Source organism: Alistipes sp. An31A (genome assembly GCF_002159425.1).
In the GTDB taxonomy this organism is placed as follows: Bacteria; Bacteroidota; Bacteroidia; order Bacteroidales; family Rikenellaceae; genus Alistipes; species Alistipes excrementigallinarum.
This window is the reverse complement of the sequence record NZ_NFIO01000002.1, coordinates 323,096-339,785: the sequence shown is the minus strand read 5'-3', so window position 1 is coordinate 339,785 and position 16,690 is coordinate 323,096. Positions and strand designations below refer to the sequence as shown.

Below are 16,690 nucleotides of genomic sequence, written 5' to 3'. Positions count from 1 at the left end.
GTGACGGCTGTCGGTTTTCCCGTCTCCCCTGTCGGAGTGCACGTTACCCGCCGCGGCCCCATCTGCGGCCTCATCCGCGGTCGCGGGGAGGAGCGCATGCAAAAAAGCCCCCGCATCGAAGGATGCAGGGGCTTTTCGGTTGTCGGCCGGGCGGAGGCATTCGCGTTGCCCCCCCCCCTCGGCGCGGATGTTACTTTTCGTTGAGCGCTGCGTGGGCTGCGGCCAGACGTGCGATGGGCACGCGGAAGGGCGAGCAGCTGACGTAGTTCAGACCGGCATAGTGGCAGAACTCCACCGACGAGGGCTCGCCGCCATGCTCGCCGCAGATACCGCACTTGAGGTTCTGACGCGTGCCGCGGCCCTTGAAGACGGCCTCGCGGATGAGCTGGCCCACGCCGTTGCGGTCCAGAATCTGGAACGGGTCGTTCTTCAGGATGCCCTTCTCGAGGTAGATGGGCAGGAACTTGCCGATATCGTCGCGCGAGAATCCGAGCGTCATCTGCGTCAGGTCGTTCGTACCGAACGAGAAGAACTCGGCAACCTCGGCAATCTGGTTGGCCGTCACGGCGGCGCGCGGCACCTCAATCATCGTACCGACCATGTACTCGATGCGGTCGTTGCGCTCCGAGAATACCTGCTCGGCCGTCTTGTCGATGATGTTCTTCTGGTAGCGGAGCTCCTTGTGGTTGCCCACCAGCGGAACCATAATCTCGACGTGTACCGGAATACCCATCGCGCGGACGTTCATCGCAGCCTCGATGATGGCACGGGTCTGCATCTCGGTGATTTCGGGATAGGTGTTGCCCAGACGGCAGCCGCGGTGTCCCAGCATCGGGTTGAACTCGGCCAGCGACTCCACCTTGTCGACAATCTTCTTGAGCGATACGCCCATCTCCTCGGCCATCTCGCGCTGGCCCTTCTCATCGTGGGGCACGAACTCGTGCAGAGGGGGGTCGAGCAGGCGGACCGTCACGGGATATCCCTTCATGACCTTGAACAGCCCCTCGAAGTCACCGCGCTGCATGGGCAGCAGCTTGGAGAGCGCCACGCGGCGGCCGGCCTCGTCGTCGGCCAGAATCATCTCGCGGATGGCCTTGATGCGGTCGCCCTCGAAGAACATGTGCTCCGTGCGGCAGAGGCCGATGCCCTCGGCGCCGAACTCGAATGCCTGGGCGGCATCCTTCGGCGTGTCGGCGTTGGCGCGCACCTTCAGCACGGCGTATTTCGAAGCCAGCTCCATCAGTTTGCCGAAGTCGCCGCTCAGGTCGGCGGCCTTCGTGGCAACCTGGCCCAGGTATACCTCGCCCGTCGAGCCGTTGAGCGAAATCCAGTCGCCCTCCTTGACGGTGAAGCCGTTGACCTGGATGGTGCGGGCCTTGTAGTCAATCTGCAGCTCGCCGGCACCCGACACGCAGCACTTGCCCATACCGCGGGCAACGACGGCGGCGTGCGAGGTCATGCCGCCGCGTGCCGTCAGGATACCTGCGGCGTCGAGCATGCCCTTGAGGTCCTCGGGCGAGGTCTCGATGCGTACGAGCACGGCCTTCTGGCCCGTCTTGGCGAAAATCTTCTCGGCATCCTCGGCGAAGAAGACCACGGGACCCGTGGCGGCGCCGGGCGATGCGGGCAGACCCTTGGTGATGACCTGCGCCGAAGCGATGGCCGTCTTGTCGAATACCGGGTGGAGCAGCTCGTCGAGCTTTGCGGGCTCGCAGCGCAGCACGGCGGTCTTCTCGTCGATGAGCCCCTCGCGCAGCATGTCCATGGCAATCTTCACCATGGCGGCACCCGTGCGCTTGCCGTTGCGGCACTGCAGCATCCAGAGCTTGCCGTCCTGAATCGTGAACTCGATGTCCTGCATGTCGGTGAAGTACTGCTCCAGGTGGTGCTGGATTTCGTTGAGCTCCTTGTATACGTCGGGCATCACCTCCTCGAGCGAAGGATACTTGCTCTTGCGCTCCTCCTCGGAGATGTTCTGAGCCTTGGCCCAGCGCTTCGAACCCTCGATGGTAATCTGCTGCGGGGTGCGGATGCCGGCCACCACATCCTCGCCCTGGGCGTTGATGAGGTACTCGCCGTTGAAGATGTTCTCACCCGTTGCGGCGTCGCGCGAGAAGGCCACGCCCGTAGCCGAGTTGTTGCCCATGTTGCCGAATACCATGGCCTGTACCGATACGGCCGTACCCCACTCGGCGGGGATGTTGTTGAGCTTGCGGTAGAGGATGGCGCGCTCGTTCATCCACGAGCCGAAGACGGCGCAGATGGCTCCCCAGAGCTGGTCCCACGGATTGGTCGGGAAGTGCTCGCCGGTCTGCTTCTTGACGGCGGCCTTGAACTCCTTGACCAGCTCCTTCAGGTCGTCGGTCGTCAGCTCGGTGTCGTTCTTCACGCCGCGCTGCTTCTTCTTGGCGTCGATAATCTCCTCGAAGGGGTCGTGGTCCTCCTTCGATGCGGGCTTCATGCCCAGCACCACGTCGCCGTACATCTGGACGAAGCGGCGGTAGGAGTCCCATGCGAAGCGGGGGTTGCCCGAGAGCTTCGAGACGGCCTCGACGGCCTGGTCGTTCATGCCGAGGTTGAGAATCGTGTCCATCATGCCGGGCATCGAGGCGCGTGCGCCCGAGCGTACCGATACGAGCAGCGGTTTGTCCTTGTCGCCGAACTTGCGGTCGGTCAGCCGCTCGATGTTCTGGATGGCCTTCTCCACGTCGGGACGCAGCAGGTCGATGACCGCCTGCTTGCCGTGGGCGTAGTATTCGGTGCAGACCTCCGTGGTGATGGTGAATCCGGGAGGAACGGGAATGCCAATGAGGTTCATCTCGGCGAGGTTGGCACCCTTGCCGCCGAGCAGTTCGCGCATTTTGCCGTTTCCTTCGGCCTCCTTGTTGCCGAAGGTATAGACACGTTTAACGTCTGCCATAGTAGTAGTGTTGTTTTGAAATATGATTAGTTTTGAAATTTTGTTCCTTCTCGTAAAGTTAATAAAAATTTTCGTTTCGGGGAATACCCATAGCCGAAAAATTGCGGTCATGTATCACACGCCGCAATTCTCTCTCCAACTTTCGCTTCGGAAGCGCGAATATAGTGAATTATTTCGATTTCTCCAACTGCTCAGCGGATATAAATGAAAATTGGCAGGGAAAAACCGAAACCTCCGAGGTACTTCTCCCGCCGGTAGGTGGGAAGCGGCCCGATGCCCCGCTCGTCGAAGAGGAAGGGGCGGGCGTAGACGTCCGCGCCGCAGACCTCGAACGTCGTGTCGGCGAGGATGCGGTCGCGCATGTGCCAGCTGCCGTTGGGGTAGCGCACGTTGCCGCGTCCGGCGCGTTCGGCGCGGCGCAGCGGGTCGCCGAGACCCAGCCGTGCGGCGTCGCGGTGGGGTGTCCGTCCGGCCACGAGCAGCCGCAGCCCCGGCCGGTCGTGCCGCAGCTCCCGTACCGCCCAGCGGGCCATCCGGTAGTCGCAGCTCAGCACCAGGGCGAGGGTGTCGCTGCGCAGGACGCCCTCGATGCAGAGGTAGTCGCGCCCCTGCTCCACATCGAGCGGACGGAAGAGGTCACCGTAGTAGAGCAGCGCGAAGTCCAGACCGTCGAAGGCGTTCATCGTGCTGTGCAGATAGCTGTAGTCGCCCCGGCAGGCGGCCGAAAGGTCGCGCACGACCGCCTCGTTCTCCACGCCGTAGAGCGCCACGAGGGGCAGCCCCATCGAGTCGATGACGGCGGCCGTATGGGCTATCTTGCGGCGGTAGCGCTCCGAGTCCCAGGCCAGCCGGCCCCGGGGCGTATGGTCCGAGTCGTCGTAGAAGAGTGCGGGGATGGTGTCGTAGAGTCCGTCGAGGTCGTAGAAGGCGATACCCAGCGCCGGTTGCCGCTGTGCCCGGGCGGTCGCGACGCAGAGGGCAAGCAGCAGAAGGAGCAGGCAGCCGGGCAGACGTTTCATGCGGGGGTGTGTATCAGTGTGTTTCGGCAGCGCGTTGCAGCAGCCGGCGGCCCAGCGGACACTCTGTGCAGCGGCGTTCGGCGCAGTATTCGGTGGCCAGCTGCAGCAGCGCCTGCGTCTCGAAGGCGTTGGCGGGTGCCGGCGTGCAGCTGTTGAGCCAGGCGCGGATGTAGCGGTTGTCCTCCGCCTCGAGCCGTTCGAGCAGCGTGAGCGAGCGGTCGCGCAGCGCCTCGTGTCCCGTGTAGCTGCCGTAGGCGTATTGCAGCACGGCGACCAGATTGATGCCGATGATGTTGGCCTTGAAGTTGCCCAGCCGCTTGGGCGTATCGAGGCTGGCGGCGCCGGGGATGTAGTGTGTGCGCCAGTATTCCGACGCCTCGACGCGGAAGAGCCGCCGCACGTCGTTTTCGTTGCAGCACTCCATGGCGCGCTGCATGATGAATTCGTCCTGCGTGAAGAACTCGGCCGCCTGGGCCAGCCGCAGCACGGGGTGGTTCGCCGGACGGATGCCGGCCAGCTCCCATGCCTGGGCGTCGAGCCGTTCAAGCGAGTATTTGGCCGCCAGATATTCGAACGAGCGGCGCAGGTCGAGCGTATAGCTGTCGTCGCGGTAGAGGTCGAGCAGCCCCGAGCAGCCCAGCAGCATCGCCTCGACGGCGTGGGGCGCCAGCCGCTCGCGCAGCACGATGCGGTAGGGGACCCGGCGGGCGAGTTCGAGGTAGACAGCCTGGTTGGTCCGGTCGCCCAGCGTGCGGAAGTACATCAGGTAGAAGGTCTGATTCCAGTTGCGGGTCGCCTCCTCCCACAGCTCCGTCACGGTGCGCATCTTGCGCTGCAGACGGTCGAAGAGCAGCGTCGTGTAGAGTTCGTTGCGCTGCAGCGGCGAGAGGGCCTCCAGATGTACTCCGCAGCTCAGGTTGCGTGCCCCGGCCTGCAGCCGGTTGAGCATACGCTCTTCACGCTCGGTGCGTGCCATGGCTCAGAGCATGTTGAGTTCGAGCAGCGCCTCCTCGGACATCATGCTCTTGTCCCAGACGGGGTCGAACGTCAGAATCACGTTCACCGACTTCACCCCCGGCACCTTGCCCACCTGGATGTTGACATCCTCGACGAGCATGTCGGCCATCGGGCAGTTGGGCGCCGTGAGCGTCATGCGGATGTTGGCCACGCCGTCGGGCGTGTAGTCGATTTCGTAGACCAGTCCCAGGTCGTAGATGTTCACCGGGATTTCGGGGTCGTATATGTTCTTGAGCGTAAGGACGATTTCCTTTTCAACCTTGAGAATCTCTTCGGGTGTCATGACGTATGTGCGAATTTGATGAGGAAAAAACTACCGCGCATCGGGCTCCCGGTGCTGTTCGTGTTCGCGGGCGTCGAAGGCCAGCGCGTAGAGCCGCATCTGCTTGACCATCGCCAGCAGTCCGTTCGAGCGGGTGGGCGAGAGGTTGGCGCTCAGTCCGATGGCGTCGATGAAGTAGAGCTCCGTGTCGAGGATTTCGCGGGGCGTGCGGCCGTTGAGCACGCGGATGAGCAGCGCGATGATGCCCTTGGTGATGATGGCGTCGCTGTCGGCCGTGAACCACACCTTGCCCCCCTCGTAGCGGGCGTCAATCCACACGCGCGACTGGCACCCCTGAATCAGGTACTGGTCGGTGCGGTGTTCGGGAGCGATGGCCGGAAGCGAATCGCTCAGCGAAATCAGGTAATCGTACTTGTCGAGCCAGTCGTCGAATACGGCGAACTCCTCGATGATTTCCTCCTGTATCTTGTCCATGGTCATAAACGGTAGATTTACAAATCGACGATTTCCGGAAGGATTCCGCCCTCGGAGGCGGCCGGTTCCGTAATTTCCAACAACCGGGCCAGCGTCGGCGCCACGCAGGTCATGTCGACGCGGCGCTTTATGCGCATCATCCCGGCGCCCGTTCCGTAGAAGAGCAGCGGCACGTGGGTGTCGTAGCCGTACATCGAACCCGAGGCCGAGCGGCAGCGGTCGCGCTCCTCAATCCATCCGGGCATCAGGTTGAGGATGACGTCGCCCGAGCGGCGGGGGTAGAAGCTGTTCTGCATGCGCTGCGCATAGCCGCTGCCGAAGTAGCTCGTCCGCATGGCGGTGGCCGAGAGGGCGTGCGACACGCCGCGGAACTGCATGGCGAAGATGGCCACCTCGTTCTGCACCTCGGAGAGGTTGAGCCCCCGTTCGTAGACGAGGTTGTGGTTCAGATAGATGCACTGGTCCTCGTAGGCGAGCAGCCAGTCGCCCGAACCGTAGCGGGCATTGAGGAAGCTGTTGACGATGACCTCGAACTGCCGCGTGTTGAAGCGCTCGAGCGGCTCCGGACCTGCGTCGTACGAGGGACTCGTTCCGTGGTCCGAGGTGAGGACCACCGTGACGTTGCCATCCTTGACCTGGGCGAAGAGGAAGGTCAGGAAGTCGGCCAGGTCGCGGTCCAGCCGGTAGTACATGTCCTCGGCCTCGATGGATTCGGGGCCGTAGGCCTCGGTGATGCGGCGCGATGCGTCGAGGCAGATGTTCAGCAGGTCGGGTGTCTCGTCGGCGCCGAGGCGGAACTGGGCGATGGCCTGCTTGGCGAAGCCCAGCACGGCGGTGTTGCCCGCCGGCGAGTAGAGCATGCGGTCGAGGTCGGTGCGCAGCTCGGGGCCCTGGCCCGCCCTGCGGATGCGCTCCTTGCCGCGCTGAGCACCCGACAGTTCGATGTCGAAGCTGCGCGTGTTGACGTAGTCGTCGGGCGAGAGAAGCGTGCGCCACGTGGCGTCGAGGTAGGAGCGGTTGAACCCTTCGCGGTTGCTGCGCTCAATCCATGCCGGGAGGATGGGTTCGTAGTAGGTCGACGAACTCCAGCCGCAGGAGAGCGAGTCGAGCCAGAAGGCCTCGCCCCCCTTGCCCGCCATCACGACGGCCGACGTGGCCTCGGCGGCGATGGATACCTGGCGGCTCCCCTCGAGCTGCTGCTCCATGGTCTGGGCCAGCGTCGGGGCGATGAGGTTGTAGGGGCCGCACCCCTGCCGTCCGTCGAGCAGGCGTACCGTGCGGTTCTCGGTATAGTTCTGCCAGCGGGTCCCGATGACGCCGTGCGTCGAGGGCATGGCCCCCGTGGTGAGCGTGGCGAGCGAGACGGGGGTCGTCGTCTGCTGGTATTCGTAGCGGCTGTCGAGGTATTCGGTGCCTCCGCGGCGCAGGCGCAGGAAGCCGTCGTTGCAGAAGTTGGCGGCGTAGCGGTCGAGCTCCTCGGCGCGCATCGAGCCCACGACAATCTGGACAATCAGACGGGGGCGTGCGGCCGCGTGGAGCTGCGTGGCGGTCAGGAGCGATGCGGCGAGCAGGATGATGAGTCGTTTCATTGCGTAATGAGGTGGAAACCGAACGGCAAATTTACGTTTTTTATTTCAAAAAGCGTGAGAAATATGCCCGTTCGGCGGTGAAATCGACCTCGGGGAGCGCCTCGATGGCGGCGAGTTGCTGCCGGCAGAAGGCGCGGCACGCCTCGCTGCGGGGGTGCTGCATGCGGTGCTCCGAGGCGCGGACAATCCGCTCGACCTCGGGCAGCAGCCTCCGGGCCCGCTCCGAGAGGGCCGCCTGCGTGAAGTGCTCCCAGACATATTCGACGGCCTGCGGCGAGGGGTGGACCAGGTCCTCGGCGTAGAAGCGGTAGTCGCGCAGGTCGTCGACGAGCATCTCGTAGGCGGGGAAGTAGCGGACTCGCTCCGCAAAGCGCTCCTCGAGCGCTGCGGCGGCCAGCCGCAGCGTCGCCTTGCTGAGCGAATTCTCCACCAGCCCGTCGCCCGCGTGGCGCACGGGGCTCACGCTCACGATGAGGCGCTTTGCCGCAAGCTCCCCCTCGAGCAGCCGCGCAAGCGGGGCGACAATCTCCTCGACCGTCATCCGGCGGCGGTGAAACTCCGCGGCGGGCTGGCGGTGACAGTTGGCCACCGGCCGCCCCTCGTGGTCGTAGACCCACGCCGTGCCGAAGGTGAGCAGCAGCGTGTCGGCCCCGTGCAGCGCTTCGGCGCCGCGTCGCACCGCCTCGTTCATGGCGTTGAGGGCCTCGTCGGCCTCCGTGCGCGAGAGCGAGCCGTGGAAGTCGTAGTGGAACCACACCCCCTCGCGCGAGCGGTGCAGCTCCTCGCGGCGGACCGGCTCGGCGTGCCACAGGCGCTCGAGCGTCCGGACGATGGAGGCGGGGTTGAAGAGGATGCCCGTCGGGTTGGCCTCGATGCGGAACCGGGCGCGGGAGAGCCGCGCCGCAATGTGCTCGGCAAAGCACGAACCGAGGGCCAGCAGCCGGCTTCGGTAGTCGATGTCGGTGCCGAGGGTGAAGGGCTCTATTTCGGTGCGGAACTTCATGCGGCGGTTGCTTTTTGAGGAGTGCGCGGTCCGGGGGCTCCTAACGGTCGATGACGCCCGAGCCGACGAGCTCCTCGCCGTCGTACCAGGCGGCGAACTGCCCGGGGGTGATGCCCCGCTGCGGCTCGTCGAAGAGGATGAAGCCCCCTTCGTCGCGCACGTAGAGGGTGGCCTGCTGCAACGGCTGGCGGTAGCGTATCCGCACCTGGAAGCGGCCGCTGCCGCCTGGTGCGAGCTCCCGCGTGGGGTTGACCCAGTGCATCTCCTCGGGACGGATGCGCAGCGCACGACGGTAGAGGCCCGGGTGGGCGTCGCCCTCGCCGACATAGATGACGTTCTGCTCCACGTCGGTGGCCAGGATGAAGAGCGACTCGCGGCGGCCGCCGATGCCGAGCCCCTTGCGCTGGCCAATTGTGTAGAAGTGGGCGCCGTTGTGCTCGCCGATTTTCTTGCCGTCGCGCACGGTGTAGTGCCACGGCTCGGCCAGTGCGGCCAACTGCGCGGTCGTGGGTTCGCAGTCGGGTTCGGGCATTGGCGGCTGCTGCGCATATTTGGGCCACGTGGCGAGAATCTCGTGGACGTTGCCCCGCCGTGCGGCCAGCTTCTGCTGGAGGAAGAGCGGCAGGTCGACCTTGCCCACGAAGCAGATGCCCTGCGAATCCTTGCGCTTGGCGGTGGCGAGCCCCTGCTCGGCGGCGATGCGCCGCACCTCGGACTTGAGCAGCCCGCCCACGGGGAAGAGCGCCGGGCGCAGCTGCTCCTGCGAGAGCTGGCAGAGGAAGTAGCTCTGGTCCTTGCCCGGGTCGCTGCCCGCAAGCAGCCGCCACGTCGTGCCGCCGTCCGGCCGCAGCTCCTCCGCCTTGCGGCAGTAGTGGCCCGTGGCGACGTAGTCGGCCCCCAGGCGGAAGGCCTCCTTCATGAAGACGTCGAACTTGATTTCGCGGTTGCAGAGCACGTCGGGATTGGGCGTGCGTCCCCGTTCGTACTCCGCGAACATGTAGTCGACCACGCGGCGGCGGTACTCGGCCGAAAGGTCCGTGATGTGGAGCGGAATGTCGAGCCGGCGTGCGACCAGCTCGGCGAAGAGGCGGTCGTCGTGCCACGGGCAGTCGCCCTCGAGCGTTCCCGTGGTGTCGTGCCAGTTAATCATGAAGAGCCCCACCACGTCGTATCCCTGCTGCTTGAGCAGGTAGGCGGCCACCGACGAATCGACGCCGCCCGAGAGTCCGATGACTACCCGTTTCATTGCTTCTGCGTTTGTTTTTCGAAGGTTTCGGCCAGCAGCTCGCCCAGTCCGAGCCCCGGTTCGGTGAAGAGGCGCGAGGTGTCGGCCCCGAGCAGCATGAGCACCCGCATGAGGTTGTAGCCCGTAGCATAATAATAGTAGGGCGTGCGCGCGGGGTCGTACAGCCAGGTGTCCTTCTGCATGTCGTAGATGCCCAGGCGGAGCCCCGTCTGGGCCTCGACGTAGCGGGCCGAACCCTCCATCATTTCGTAGAGCCGTTCGGCCGAGGTCATCACTTCGCCGTTGTAGTGGAGCATGCGGGCGCGGCGGTCGGCACGCGTGTCGAGGAAGAGGCGGATGCAGGAGTCGCGCTGCGCAACGTCGGCGGCTGCCAGCGCTCCCTTGAGCGCCTCGTTCTCACGGTCGATGAGGCGGCGCTGCCAGTCCACGCCCTGGTAGAGCCGGCGGAAGGGGCCCTGCGGGAAGGTGAGGCAGTATTGCTCGAACTCGGCCAGGAAAGCGGGGTGCAGCAGCTGGAAGCCGTGGGTGTATTCGTGGAGCGCCATGAGGGCCCACGCCTCGTCGGAGTCGGTCCCTGTGACGAACTGCGCCGTGGTCTCGGGCGAGCTGCAGAGCAGGACGGGCGAGCGGTAGTCGAAGCGGGTCGAATCGTCGAACGACATAATCGCCTGCATGTGGAAGGGGAGCGAATCGGGGCGGGCGCACTTGCGGATGTTCAACCCCTTCTCCTCGTGCATCGGCCGGCACGCCATCCGCTCGAGGAAGTGCTGCGTCGGGTTCACCGCGTAGCAGACCGAATCGGTGTAGTAGAGCAGCGGCACGTCGTATTCGGGACGGAGCAGCGCGGGCCAGCTGCGGCCCGCCTCGGCGCGCAGCTGCTGCACCATGCGGATGCGTTCGACGATGAGCGCCTCGCCCTCGGGCTCGGGCGTAGAGCAGCTGCCCAGCAGCAGGGCGGATGCAAGCAGAAGGAGGTATCGTTTCATGCGGAGCTGTTTTGGAAATCCTTGCGGCGAATTTACGAAAAATATTCAACACCCCGAAACGCAGGCGGGGCGGACGGCCCCGGCCGTCTGCCCCGCACTGCGTCTTCCGACCCCGTCGCCCGCGCTTCAGAGGTCGGTCATCCCCTCTGGCAGCACGAGCTTCACGCACCGCCGCTCGAAGTCGATGTGGGCGATGAACTCCTCGACGGCGGGGACCAGCAGGCGCCGTCCGCCCGTCTCCAGTTCGAAGAGCGGGTTGGCCTCGCTGTCGTAGTAGTCGGTCAGCCTTCCTTCGAAGTGGAGCGGCTCGGCCTCGTGGCGCGTCTCGATGCCCTCGACGCGGAAGCCGATGAGGTCTTCGAGGTAGAACTCGTCGTCCTCCCGCTCGCCGCTCTCGATGCGGAACTCGCGGCCGACGAGCTCCGATGCGCGGCGCTCCGTGTCGAAGTCGGCGAACGTGGCGACGGCGCCCGAGATGCCGCGCCGCTCGAAGCGGTCGCACCAGAGCGGTACGTCGAGTGCATCGATTTCGACGAAGAGTGGGGTAGTCTGCGGGGAGAACTCCTCCGGAAAGTCGGCATAGAGCGAGAGCATCAATCCGCCCTCGGAGCCGAAGAGTTTGTTGATTCTGCCGGCGGGAACAAGCATGTCGATTGTCTGTTTTTGGAGTGAGGAAGGGGGCCGTCAGTCCCGGCGTGCCGCGCGGGACCCTCTCGGCCGGAAACGAAAAACCCGATAAGTCTCCGAAGAGAGTTACCGGGCGTTTCGAAAGAGAGAACCTGCTCCTTTAGGCCTCTGCGGGAGCTTCGGCGCCCTCTGCGGGAGCCTCGGCAGCAGCAGCCTCGGCAGCCTCCTTGGCGGCGGCTTCGGCAGCAGCCTTCTTCTCGGCGATTGCCTTTGCGCGCTCCTCGTTCACCTTGGTCTCGGCAGCCAGACGGGCCTTCTGGGCCGACTTGGCATCCGATGCGAGCTTGTTGCTCTTGGCCTCAATCTTGCCGGCCTTGGCCTCAAGCCACTTGTTGAAACGAGCCTCGGCCTCAGCCTCGGTGAAAGCGCCCTTGGCGACACCGCCCAGCAGGTGCTTCTTGTACATTACGCCCTTGTACGAGAGAATTGCCCGACAAGTATCCGTAGGTTGTGCGCCTTTGAGTAACCAACCCAGAGCTTTCTCGAAGTTCAGGTCAATCGTAGCAGGATTCGTGTTGGGGTTGTAGGTACCCAGCTTCTCGATGAATTTACCGTCACGCGGCGCTCTGCTATCTGCGGCAACGATGTGGTAGAAGGCGAAACCCTTCTTGCCATGGCGTGCCAGACGAATTTTAACAGCCATTTGCTATAAAATTAAATTAATGAAACGCTCACCCACTTTGGGCTTTTTAGCGTGCAAATGTAGGTAAAAAATTCCGCGCAGCAAAATTATTCGCTCAAAAACCCCTATTTTTCTTTCATCTTTACGGTAAAATGACAGGATAGTTGTTGAAATGAAAAAAAATGTTTACATTCGATATGCATTAACCCCTAAATTTTCTAATTATGACTCGTTTCTCTGTTTTTGCCGCTCTGGCGGCCGTGTCCTTGTTGTTCTCATGCAACAAGTCGGGTGAGGTAGAAAATCCGCAGGCATCACAACCGATAATCCTGATTCAGACCAGGACGGTTTCCGTTGAAGCCCAGGGCGGAGACTGTGAGATTTTATACACGGTCGAGAATGCTAAAAACGGAGTATCCATGGAGGCTTCGTGCGATGCCGAATGGATTTCCAATATCGATTGCTCGGTAGCGAACAAGGTGACCTTCACGGTTGACCCCAACGACCAGGCGGAGGAGCGTACCACCCCCATTATCCTGAGATATGGTACGGAGACGGCCACGGCTCAGGTCGTGCAGCACACCGATGGTTGGTCGGAGTACGATGTGGAGCTCGAAATGCCCAAGTTCTACGGAATCTACTACGGTGACTATTATATGCCGGGCGTGGGCAACTACTGGTTCTATCTGATGGACCAGGACATGGTCAACGACGTGATGTCGCCCAACGGAAACTACTACCGCATCGACCTCTACGGAGAACTTTCGGAGGATCCTTCGGCTGCGGTTGTTCCCGACGGAACCTATAAGTTGGATTTTGCGTCGACCTGTGCTTCGGGTACGTTTACTAGCAACTACAGCTATCTGATGACGACGGACGAAGCCGGACGCGGTACCGCTCATGACTATACGGAGGCCGTCCTCACCGTGAAAAACGATGGTGAGAACTGCAGCTTCGAGCTGATTGCCACCATCGAAGGCAAAAAGCATCGGATTACCTACAACGGTCCTGCTCAGTTCATGGACGATTCGGGCAGCGACGAGCCCGAGGTGGATTATCCGCAGCTCAAGGAGAATGTCGACCTGAATGTGGTCAGCGCTGATGCATACTGGGTTGAGACCAAGGAGGGCGTTTCCGCAATCGACCTGCGCTTCATGGATATGGAGAAGGATGGCAGCGGCAATCCGGTATATCCCGGCAACATCCTGGATGTAGACCTCTACAGCGTGCTTGAAAGCGACGGAAGCATCAAGCCGGGCACCTATACCATTGCTGCCTCGGAGGAGGAGGCCGGTCCCGACGGAACGATGACTCCCGGCTCCGTAAGTTCCATCATGGGCATGATATTCTTCCCTTCGGGTACGAACGTGCAGCAGTACGATGAGGACGAGAACCGTCTGTTCGGTCCGGTGACCTCGGGTACGCTTACCATCTCCGGCAATGCATCCAGTGCGACCGTGGACATCGACTTTACCATGGTGGGCGGTTATACCGTCAAGGGCAAATATACGGGTCCGCTGCCTGTTGACCGCCTGCCTTCGGACGCCTCCGTGCCCTCGCTGCGTGCTGCCAAAAGACGTTAGCGGAAGGCCGTCCGCCTGAGTCCGCCTGACGTGCGGACGGAACGATTCACGCATGAGACCCCGGAATGCGGTTTATGCCGCATCCCGGGGCCTCTTTTTTCGTGCGGTACGTTTTTCCGGGGGCGGAACCTTCTGAAGGGCCGGTTTGCGGCACGTGAGGCCTGCGGCCTGTAACCATGCGCCGGGCGGGCGATGGAGGTGTTCGGTCTCCGACGGAAGGCCCTGGAATGTCGTCGGAACCCTGTGACCCGCCCTCTGTGCGAGGCTCGATTTGCATTCGGTTTGTATAATTTCTCGCAAATTCATTTATAATCGGGCGAGATTTCGTATATTTGCACCCGCAAGCGGTGCGCCTGTCGCGCTGCGAGCCGATGGTTCCGTAGCTCAGTTGGATAGAGCAACAGCCTTCTAAGCTGTGGGTCTTGGGTTCGAATCCCAACGGAATCACCCCTAAACATGCGGCAAGCGGGAGACTCCTTCGTGGAATCTCCCGCTTGTCGTTTTCCGGTCTGTCTGTCCGTCTGTCTGTCCGTCTGCCCCTCTGCCCGTCCGGCTCTCCGGCCCCGAAGGGCCGTGACCGGCGGTAACCGGTGCGGCCCGTCAGCGGCGTCGGAGCGTGTCGACGAGTGGATGCTCGGCCGACGAGGATCCTACCTCGATGCGTACACGCCCCTCATAGCTCATCGGGCGGTAGTCGCGGCCGATGATTTGCAGGTCGCGCGGCGTGAGGCGGAACTCGACCTCGCGCTCCTCACCGGCCGGGATGGCGATGCGCTCGAAGGCCTTCAGCTCGCGCAGGGGCTGTACCAGCGGCGCCTCCAGATGGCGGATGTAGAGCTGTGCCACCTCTTCGCCGTCACGTTCGCCGCAGTTGCGCACCGTGCAGCGGATGCGGTAATCGTTCCTGCCGAGCGAATCGACGGCCAGATTGCCGTACTCGAAGCGCGTGTAGCTGCGTCCGAATCCGAAGGGGTAGAGCGGCGTGGCCTCCAGCTCGACGTAGTCGTGGTTGGCTGGCACGAGCTTGTTGTAGTGGACGGGCAGCTGCCCCTCGGTGCGGGGAATCGAGACAGGAAGGCGTCCCGCAGGGTTGTATTGCCCGAAGAGCACCTCGGCCAGCGCCTCGCCTCCGGCCTCGCCCGGATACCAGGCCGTCAGCAGCGCATCGGCATGCTCCGAAGCCCAGCGCATGTCGAGCGGACGTCCCTCGATGTAGACCACCACCATCGGCTTGCCTGTCTGTGCGACGGCGCGCAGCAGCTCCTCCTGCCGTCCGAGCAGCGCCAGCGAGGCGCGGTCGTTGCCCTCGCCGCACTCCATGTCCTTCACGCTGCGCGTCGAGGCCACGGCGGCTCCCGTGGCGAGGTACTCCGTGTCGAAGTCGCGGGCACTCGAGCCACCGACCACCACCACGGCCACATCTGAGCGGCGTGCGGCGTCGACCGCACGCTGGATTTCGGCCGTCGAGAGGTCGCGGATGGCGCAGCCGCGGACGTAGCGGACGCGGTCGGCGCCGATGAGCCGCTCGATGCCGCGGCGCAGCGTCGTCACGTTGTCGGACTGCTGGGCCGTGTAGTCCCCCAGCTGGTTGTATACGTTGTCGGCATTGGGGCCGATGAGTGCCACCGTTCCCTTCCCGGCGGAGAGGGGCAGGATGCCGTTGTTCTCGAGCAGGACGATGGACTGGCGCGCCACCTCGAGCGTCGTCTGCCGGTGCGCGTCGCTTCCCGACGTGCATCCGTCGACATCGATATAAGGGTTCTCGAAGAGCCCCATCTCGAACTTGAGCCGCAGCACCCGCTCGGCCGCCCGGTCGATGAGCGCCGGGTCGACGAGCCCCTTGCGCACCGACTCGATGAGCGTGAGGTAGGCTTCGCCGCAGAGGTCGGCATCGACACCCGCCGTGAGCGCCTTGCGCGCCGCGTCGTCGACCGACGTTGCCACGCCGTGCGTCTGGTAGAGCCCCTCGATGCTGAAGAGGTCCGAGATGACGAATCCGTCAAAGCCCCACTCGCCGCGGAGCACCTCGCCGAGGAGGTAGTCGTTCATCGTGCAGGGCACGCCGTCGATGGAGCTGTAGGCGGTCATCACCGAGCGGGCGCCCGCCCGCACGGCCGCCTCGACGGGCGGCAGGAAGGTGCGGCGCAGCTCGCGCTCTCCGAGCAGGTTCGCTCCGCCGTTCTGTCCTCCGTCCGAGGCTCCGTAGGCGGCGATGTGCTTGAGCGTCGAGAGGGCGTGCTCCCGTTCGCTCAGGTCGGCCGAGCCGAGTCCCTCGACGAAGGCGCGCCCCATGGCGGCCGTCAGCGTCGGGTCCTCGCCGTAGGACTCCTCGGTACGCGACCAGCGCGGGTCACGCACCACGTCGAGCACCGGTCCGTAGGCGATGTGTGCTCCCTGCGTGCGGATTTCCGAGGCGATGACCCCGCCCATGCGGCGGATGAGCTCCGGATTCCACGTCGAGGCCTGTCCCAGCGCCGTGGGGAAGACCGTGGCACCGATGGCCATGAATCCGTGGGGCGCCTCCTCGGCCAGGAAGAGCGGGATGCCCCAGCGGCTGTGTTCGATGGCGTAGCGCTGCATGCGGTTGGCCAGCTCGGCGCCCATGCGGGGCGAGAGGCCCGTTTCGAGGTTGCGCTGCGTCCATGGGTCGGCGCGGAAGGTGCCCCACAGCATGCCGATGTGGCGCTCGTCGACCAGCTCGCGGAAGCGGTCGGTCAACAGCACCGAGTCGCCGCTGCGTTCGTAGGTCTCCCAGCCGTAGGGGCACTGCAGCTGTCCGACCTTCTCTTCGAGGCTCATGCGGCGCACCAGGTCGGCGGCACGTGCCGCGGGGCTCTGCGTCGCATCGAGGTAGAGCGGTGTCGTCTGGCAGGAGCCCAGCCCGAGCAGCAGCGCTCCCGTCATGATTTTCAGCGTTTTCAACGTTTTCATCGTTCGGGTATCTCTGTTTTGTTTCGAATCGTTCCACGGTGCCGTCCGCCGCGTCCTGAAACCGGACGGGGGACCTCCCGGCCTGCTGCTCCCCAATTTATAAATATCCCTCACCACGGGTGTTTTGCAGCCGGTCGTCGAGGCCCCCTTCGCCGGACCCACCTGCTGGCGGGCTTGACCGAAGCCTTGGACGGTCTTATCATGGCTGCGGGACCTGCATGTCGGCTGACCTCGCGGGGAGGATTGCTGCCGGTCGGTGCGCACGCCCTTCGTGAAGGCGTACGTTGTGACGAAAGTGCGTCGTCGGCAGCTGGAGCCGTTCTTTTCCTT

Annotated in this window: 13 protein-coding genes and 1 tRNA gene; 2 read left to right on the top strand and 12 right to left on the bottom strand. The window is 63.8% G+C overall.

Annotated elements, in window-relative coordinates; genetic code table 11:
- Positions 1-190 precede the first annotated feature (190 nt).
- The 11 genes from ppdK to B5F90_RS03325 all read right to left on the bottom strand — a co-directional run bounded on the left by ppdK (position 191) and on the right by B5F90_RS03325 (position 11,867).
- Positions 191-2,920: a pyruvate, phosphate dikinase gene (ppdK, locus tag B5F90_RS03375; protein ID WP_087361156.1), complete on the bottom strand. Its 2,730-nt coding sequence runs from the start codon at positions 2,918-2,920 to the stop codon at positions 191-193.
- Positions 2,921-3,111: 191 nt separating this feature from the next.
- The gene (locus tag B5F90_RS03370; RefSeq protein WP_087361154.1) at positions 3,112-3,939 is read right to left on the bottom strand and encodes a hypothetical protein; all 828 of its coding nucleotides are present in this window, start codon (positions 3,937-3,939) and stop codon (positions 3,112-3,114) included.
- A gap of 13 nt (positions 3,940-3,952) precedes the next feature.
- The gene (locus B5F90_RS03365; protein WP_087361152.1) at positions 3,953-4,915 is read right to left on the bottom strand and encodes a DUF2851 family protein; all 963 of its coding nucleotides are present in this window, start codon (positions 4,913-4,915) and stop codon (positions 3,953-3,955) included.
- Positions 4,916-4,918: 3 nt separating this feature from the next.
- Positions 4,919-5,239, bottom strand: a complete 321-nt coding sequence (locus B5F90_RS03360) for an iron-sulfur cluster assembly protein (RefSeq protein WP_087361151.1) — start codon at positions 5,237-5,239, stop codon at positions 4,919-4,921.
- 30 nt (positions 5,240-5,269) lie between these two features.
- Positions 5,270-5,713, bottom strand: coding sequence for a SufE family protein (locus B5F90_RS03355; RefSeq protein ID WP_087361292.1), 444 nt, complete (start codon positions 5,711-5,713; stop codon positions 5,270-5,272).
- A 17-nt stretch (positions 5,714-5,730) separates the two neighbouring features.
- Positions 5,731-7,302 carry an alkaline phosphatase family protein gene (locus B5F90_RS03350; RefSeq protein WP_087361149.1) on the bottom strand — a complete coding sequence of 524 codons (1,572 nt, stop codon included), beginning with the start codon at positions 7,300-7,302 and terminating at the stop codon, positions 5,731-5,733.
- Positions 7,303-7,342: 40 nt separating this feature from the next.
- Positions 7,343-8,305, bottom strand: a complete 963-nt coding sequence (locus B5F90_RS03345; protein ID WP_087361147.1) for a GSCFA domain-containing protein — start codon at positions 8,303-8,305, stop codon at positions 7,343-7,345.
- Positions 8,306-8,345: 40 nt separating this feature from the next.
- Positions 8,346-9,551, bottom strand: a complete 1,206-nt coding sequence (gene mnmA / locus B5F90_RS03340) for a tRNA 2-thiouridine(34) synthase MnmA (protein WP_087361145.1) — start codon at positions 9,549-9,551, stop codon at positions 8,346-8,348.
- Positions 9,548-10,537 carry a hypothetical protein gene (locus B5F90_RS03335; RefSeq protein ID WP_087361143.1) on the bottom strand — a complete coding sequence of 330 codons (990 nt, stop codon included), beginning with the start codon at positions 10,535-10,537 and terminating at the stop codon, positions 9,548-9,550. The genes mnmA and B5F90_RS03335 overlap by 4 nt, the downstream gene beginning before the upstream one ends.
- A 126-nt stretch (positions 10,538-10,663) precedes the next feature.
- A complete protein-coding gene (locus B5F90_RS03330) occupies positions 10,664-11,185 on the bottom strand; it encodes a 16S rRNA processing protein RimM (RefSeq protein WP_199792064.1) in 522 nt (173 codons plus the stop codon).
- Positions 11,186-11,324: 139 nt separating this feature from the next.
- Entirely contained in the window at positions 11,325-11,867 is a 543-nt protein-coding gene (locus B5F90_RS03325; protein ID WP_087361140.1) for a 30S ribosomal protein S16, read from the bottom strand.
- 398 nt (positions 11,868-12,265) lie between these two features.
- Here B5F90_RS03325 and B5F90_RS03320 point away from each other — a divergent pair, with 398 nt between their 5' ends.
- Entirely contained in the window at positions 12,266-13,429 is a 1,164-nt protein-coding gene (locus B5F90_RS03320; protein ID WP_087361139.1) for a BACON domain-containing carbohydrate-binding protein, read from the top strand.
- A 373-nt stretch (positions 13,430-13,802) separates the two neighbouring features.
- Positions 13,803-13,876: transfer RNA gene (locus tag B5F90_RS03315), tRNA-Arg, on the top strand.
- A 153-nt stretch (positions 13,877-14,029) separates the two neighbouring features.
- On the opposite strand, the gene B5F90_RS03310 is transcribed toward B5F90_RS03315, so the two are convergent.
- Entirely contained in the window at positions 14,030-16,360 is a 2,331-nt protein-coding gene (locus tag B5F90_RS03310; RefSeq protein ID WP_204229525.1) for a glycoside hydrolase family 3 N-terminal domain-containing protein, read from the bottom strand.
- Positions 16,361-16,690 lie beyond the last annotated feature (330 nt).

Bases quoted from the DNA above. Each gene is read 5' to 3' on its own strand.
- B5F90_RS03345 (WP_087361147.1), bottom strand. From the start codon at position 8,305: ATGAAGTTCCGCACCGAAATAGAGCCCTTCACCCTCGGCACCGACATC.
- B5F90_RS03330 (WP_199792064.1), bottom strand. From the start codon at position 11,185: ATGCTTGTTCCCGCCGGCAGAATCAACAAACTCTTCGGCTCCGAGGGC.
- B5F90_RS03370 (WP_087361154.1), bottom strand. From the start codon at position 3,939: ATGAAACGTCTGCCCGGCTGCCTGCTCCTTCTGCTGCTTGCCCTCTGC.
- B5F90_RS03360 (WP_087361151.1), bottom strand. From the start codon at position 5,239: ATGACACCCGAAGAGATTCTCAAGGTTGAAAAGGAAATCGTCCTTACG.
- B5F90_RS03335 (WP_087361143.1), bottom strand. From the start codon at position 10,537: ATGAAACGATACCTCCTTCTGCTTGCATCCGCCCTGCTGCTGGGCAGC.
- ppdK (WP_087361156.1), bottom strand. From the start codon at position 2,920: ATGGCAGACGTTAAACGTGTCTATACCTTCGGCAACAAGGAGGCCGAA.
- B5F90_RS03355 (WP_087361292.1), bottom strand. From the start codon at position 5,713: ATGGACAAGATACAGGAGGAAATCATCGAGGAGTTCGCCGTATTCGAC.
- B5F90_RS03325 (WP_087361140.1), bottom strand. From the start codon at position 11,867: ATGGCTGTTAAAATTCGTCTGGCACGCCATGGCAAGAAGGGTTTCGCC.
- B5F90_RS03320 (WP_087361139.1), top strand. From the start codon at position 12,266: ATGGAGGCTTCGTGCGATGCCGAATGGATTTCCAATATCGATTGCTCG.
- B5F90_RS03350 (WP_087361149.1), bottom strand. From the start codon at position 7,302: ATGAAACGACTCATCATCCTGCTCGCCGCATCGCTCCTGACCGCCACG.
- B5F90_RS03310 (WP_204229525.1), bottom strand. From the start codon at position 16,360: ATGAAAACGTTGAAAACGCTGAAAATCATGACGGGAGCGCTGCTGCTC.
- B5F90_RS03365 (WP_087361152.1), bottom strand. From the start codon at position 4,915: ATGGCACGCACCGAGCGTGAAGAGCGTATGCTCAACCGGCTGCAGGCC.
- mnmA (WP_087361145.1), bottom strand. From the start codon at position 9,551: ATGAAACGGGTAGTCATCGGACTCTCGGGCGGCGTCGATTCGTCGGTG.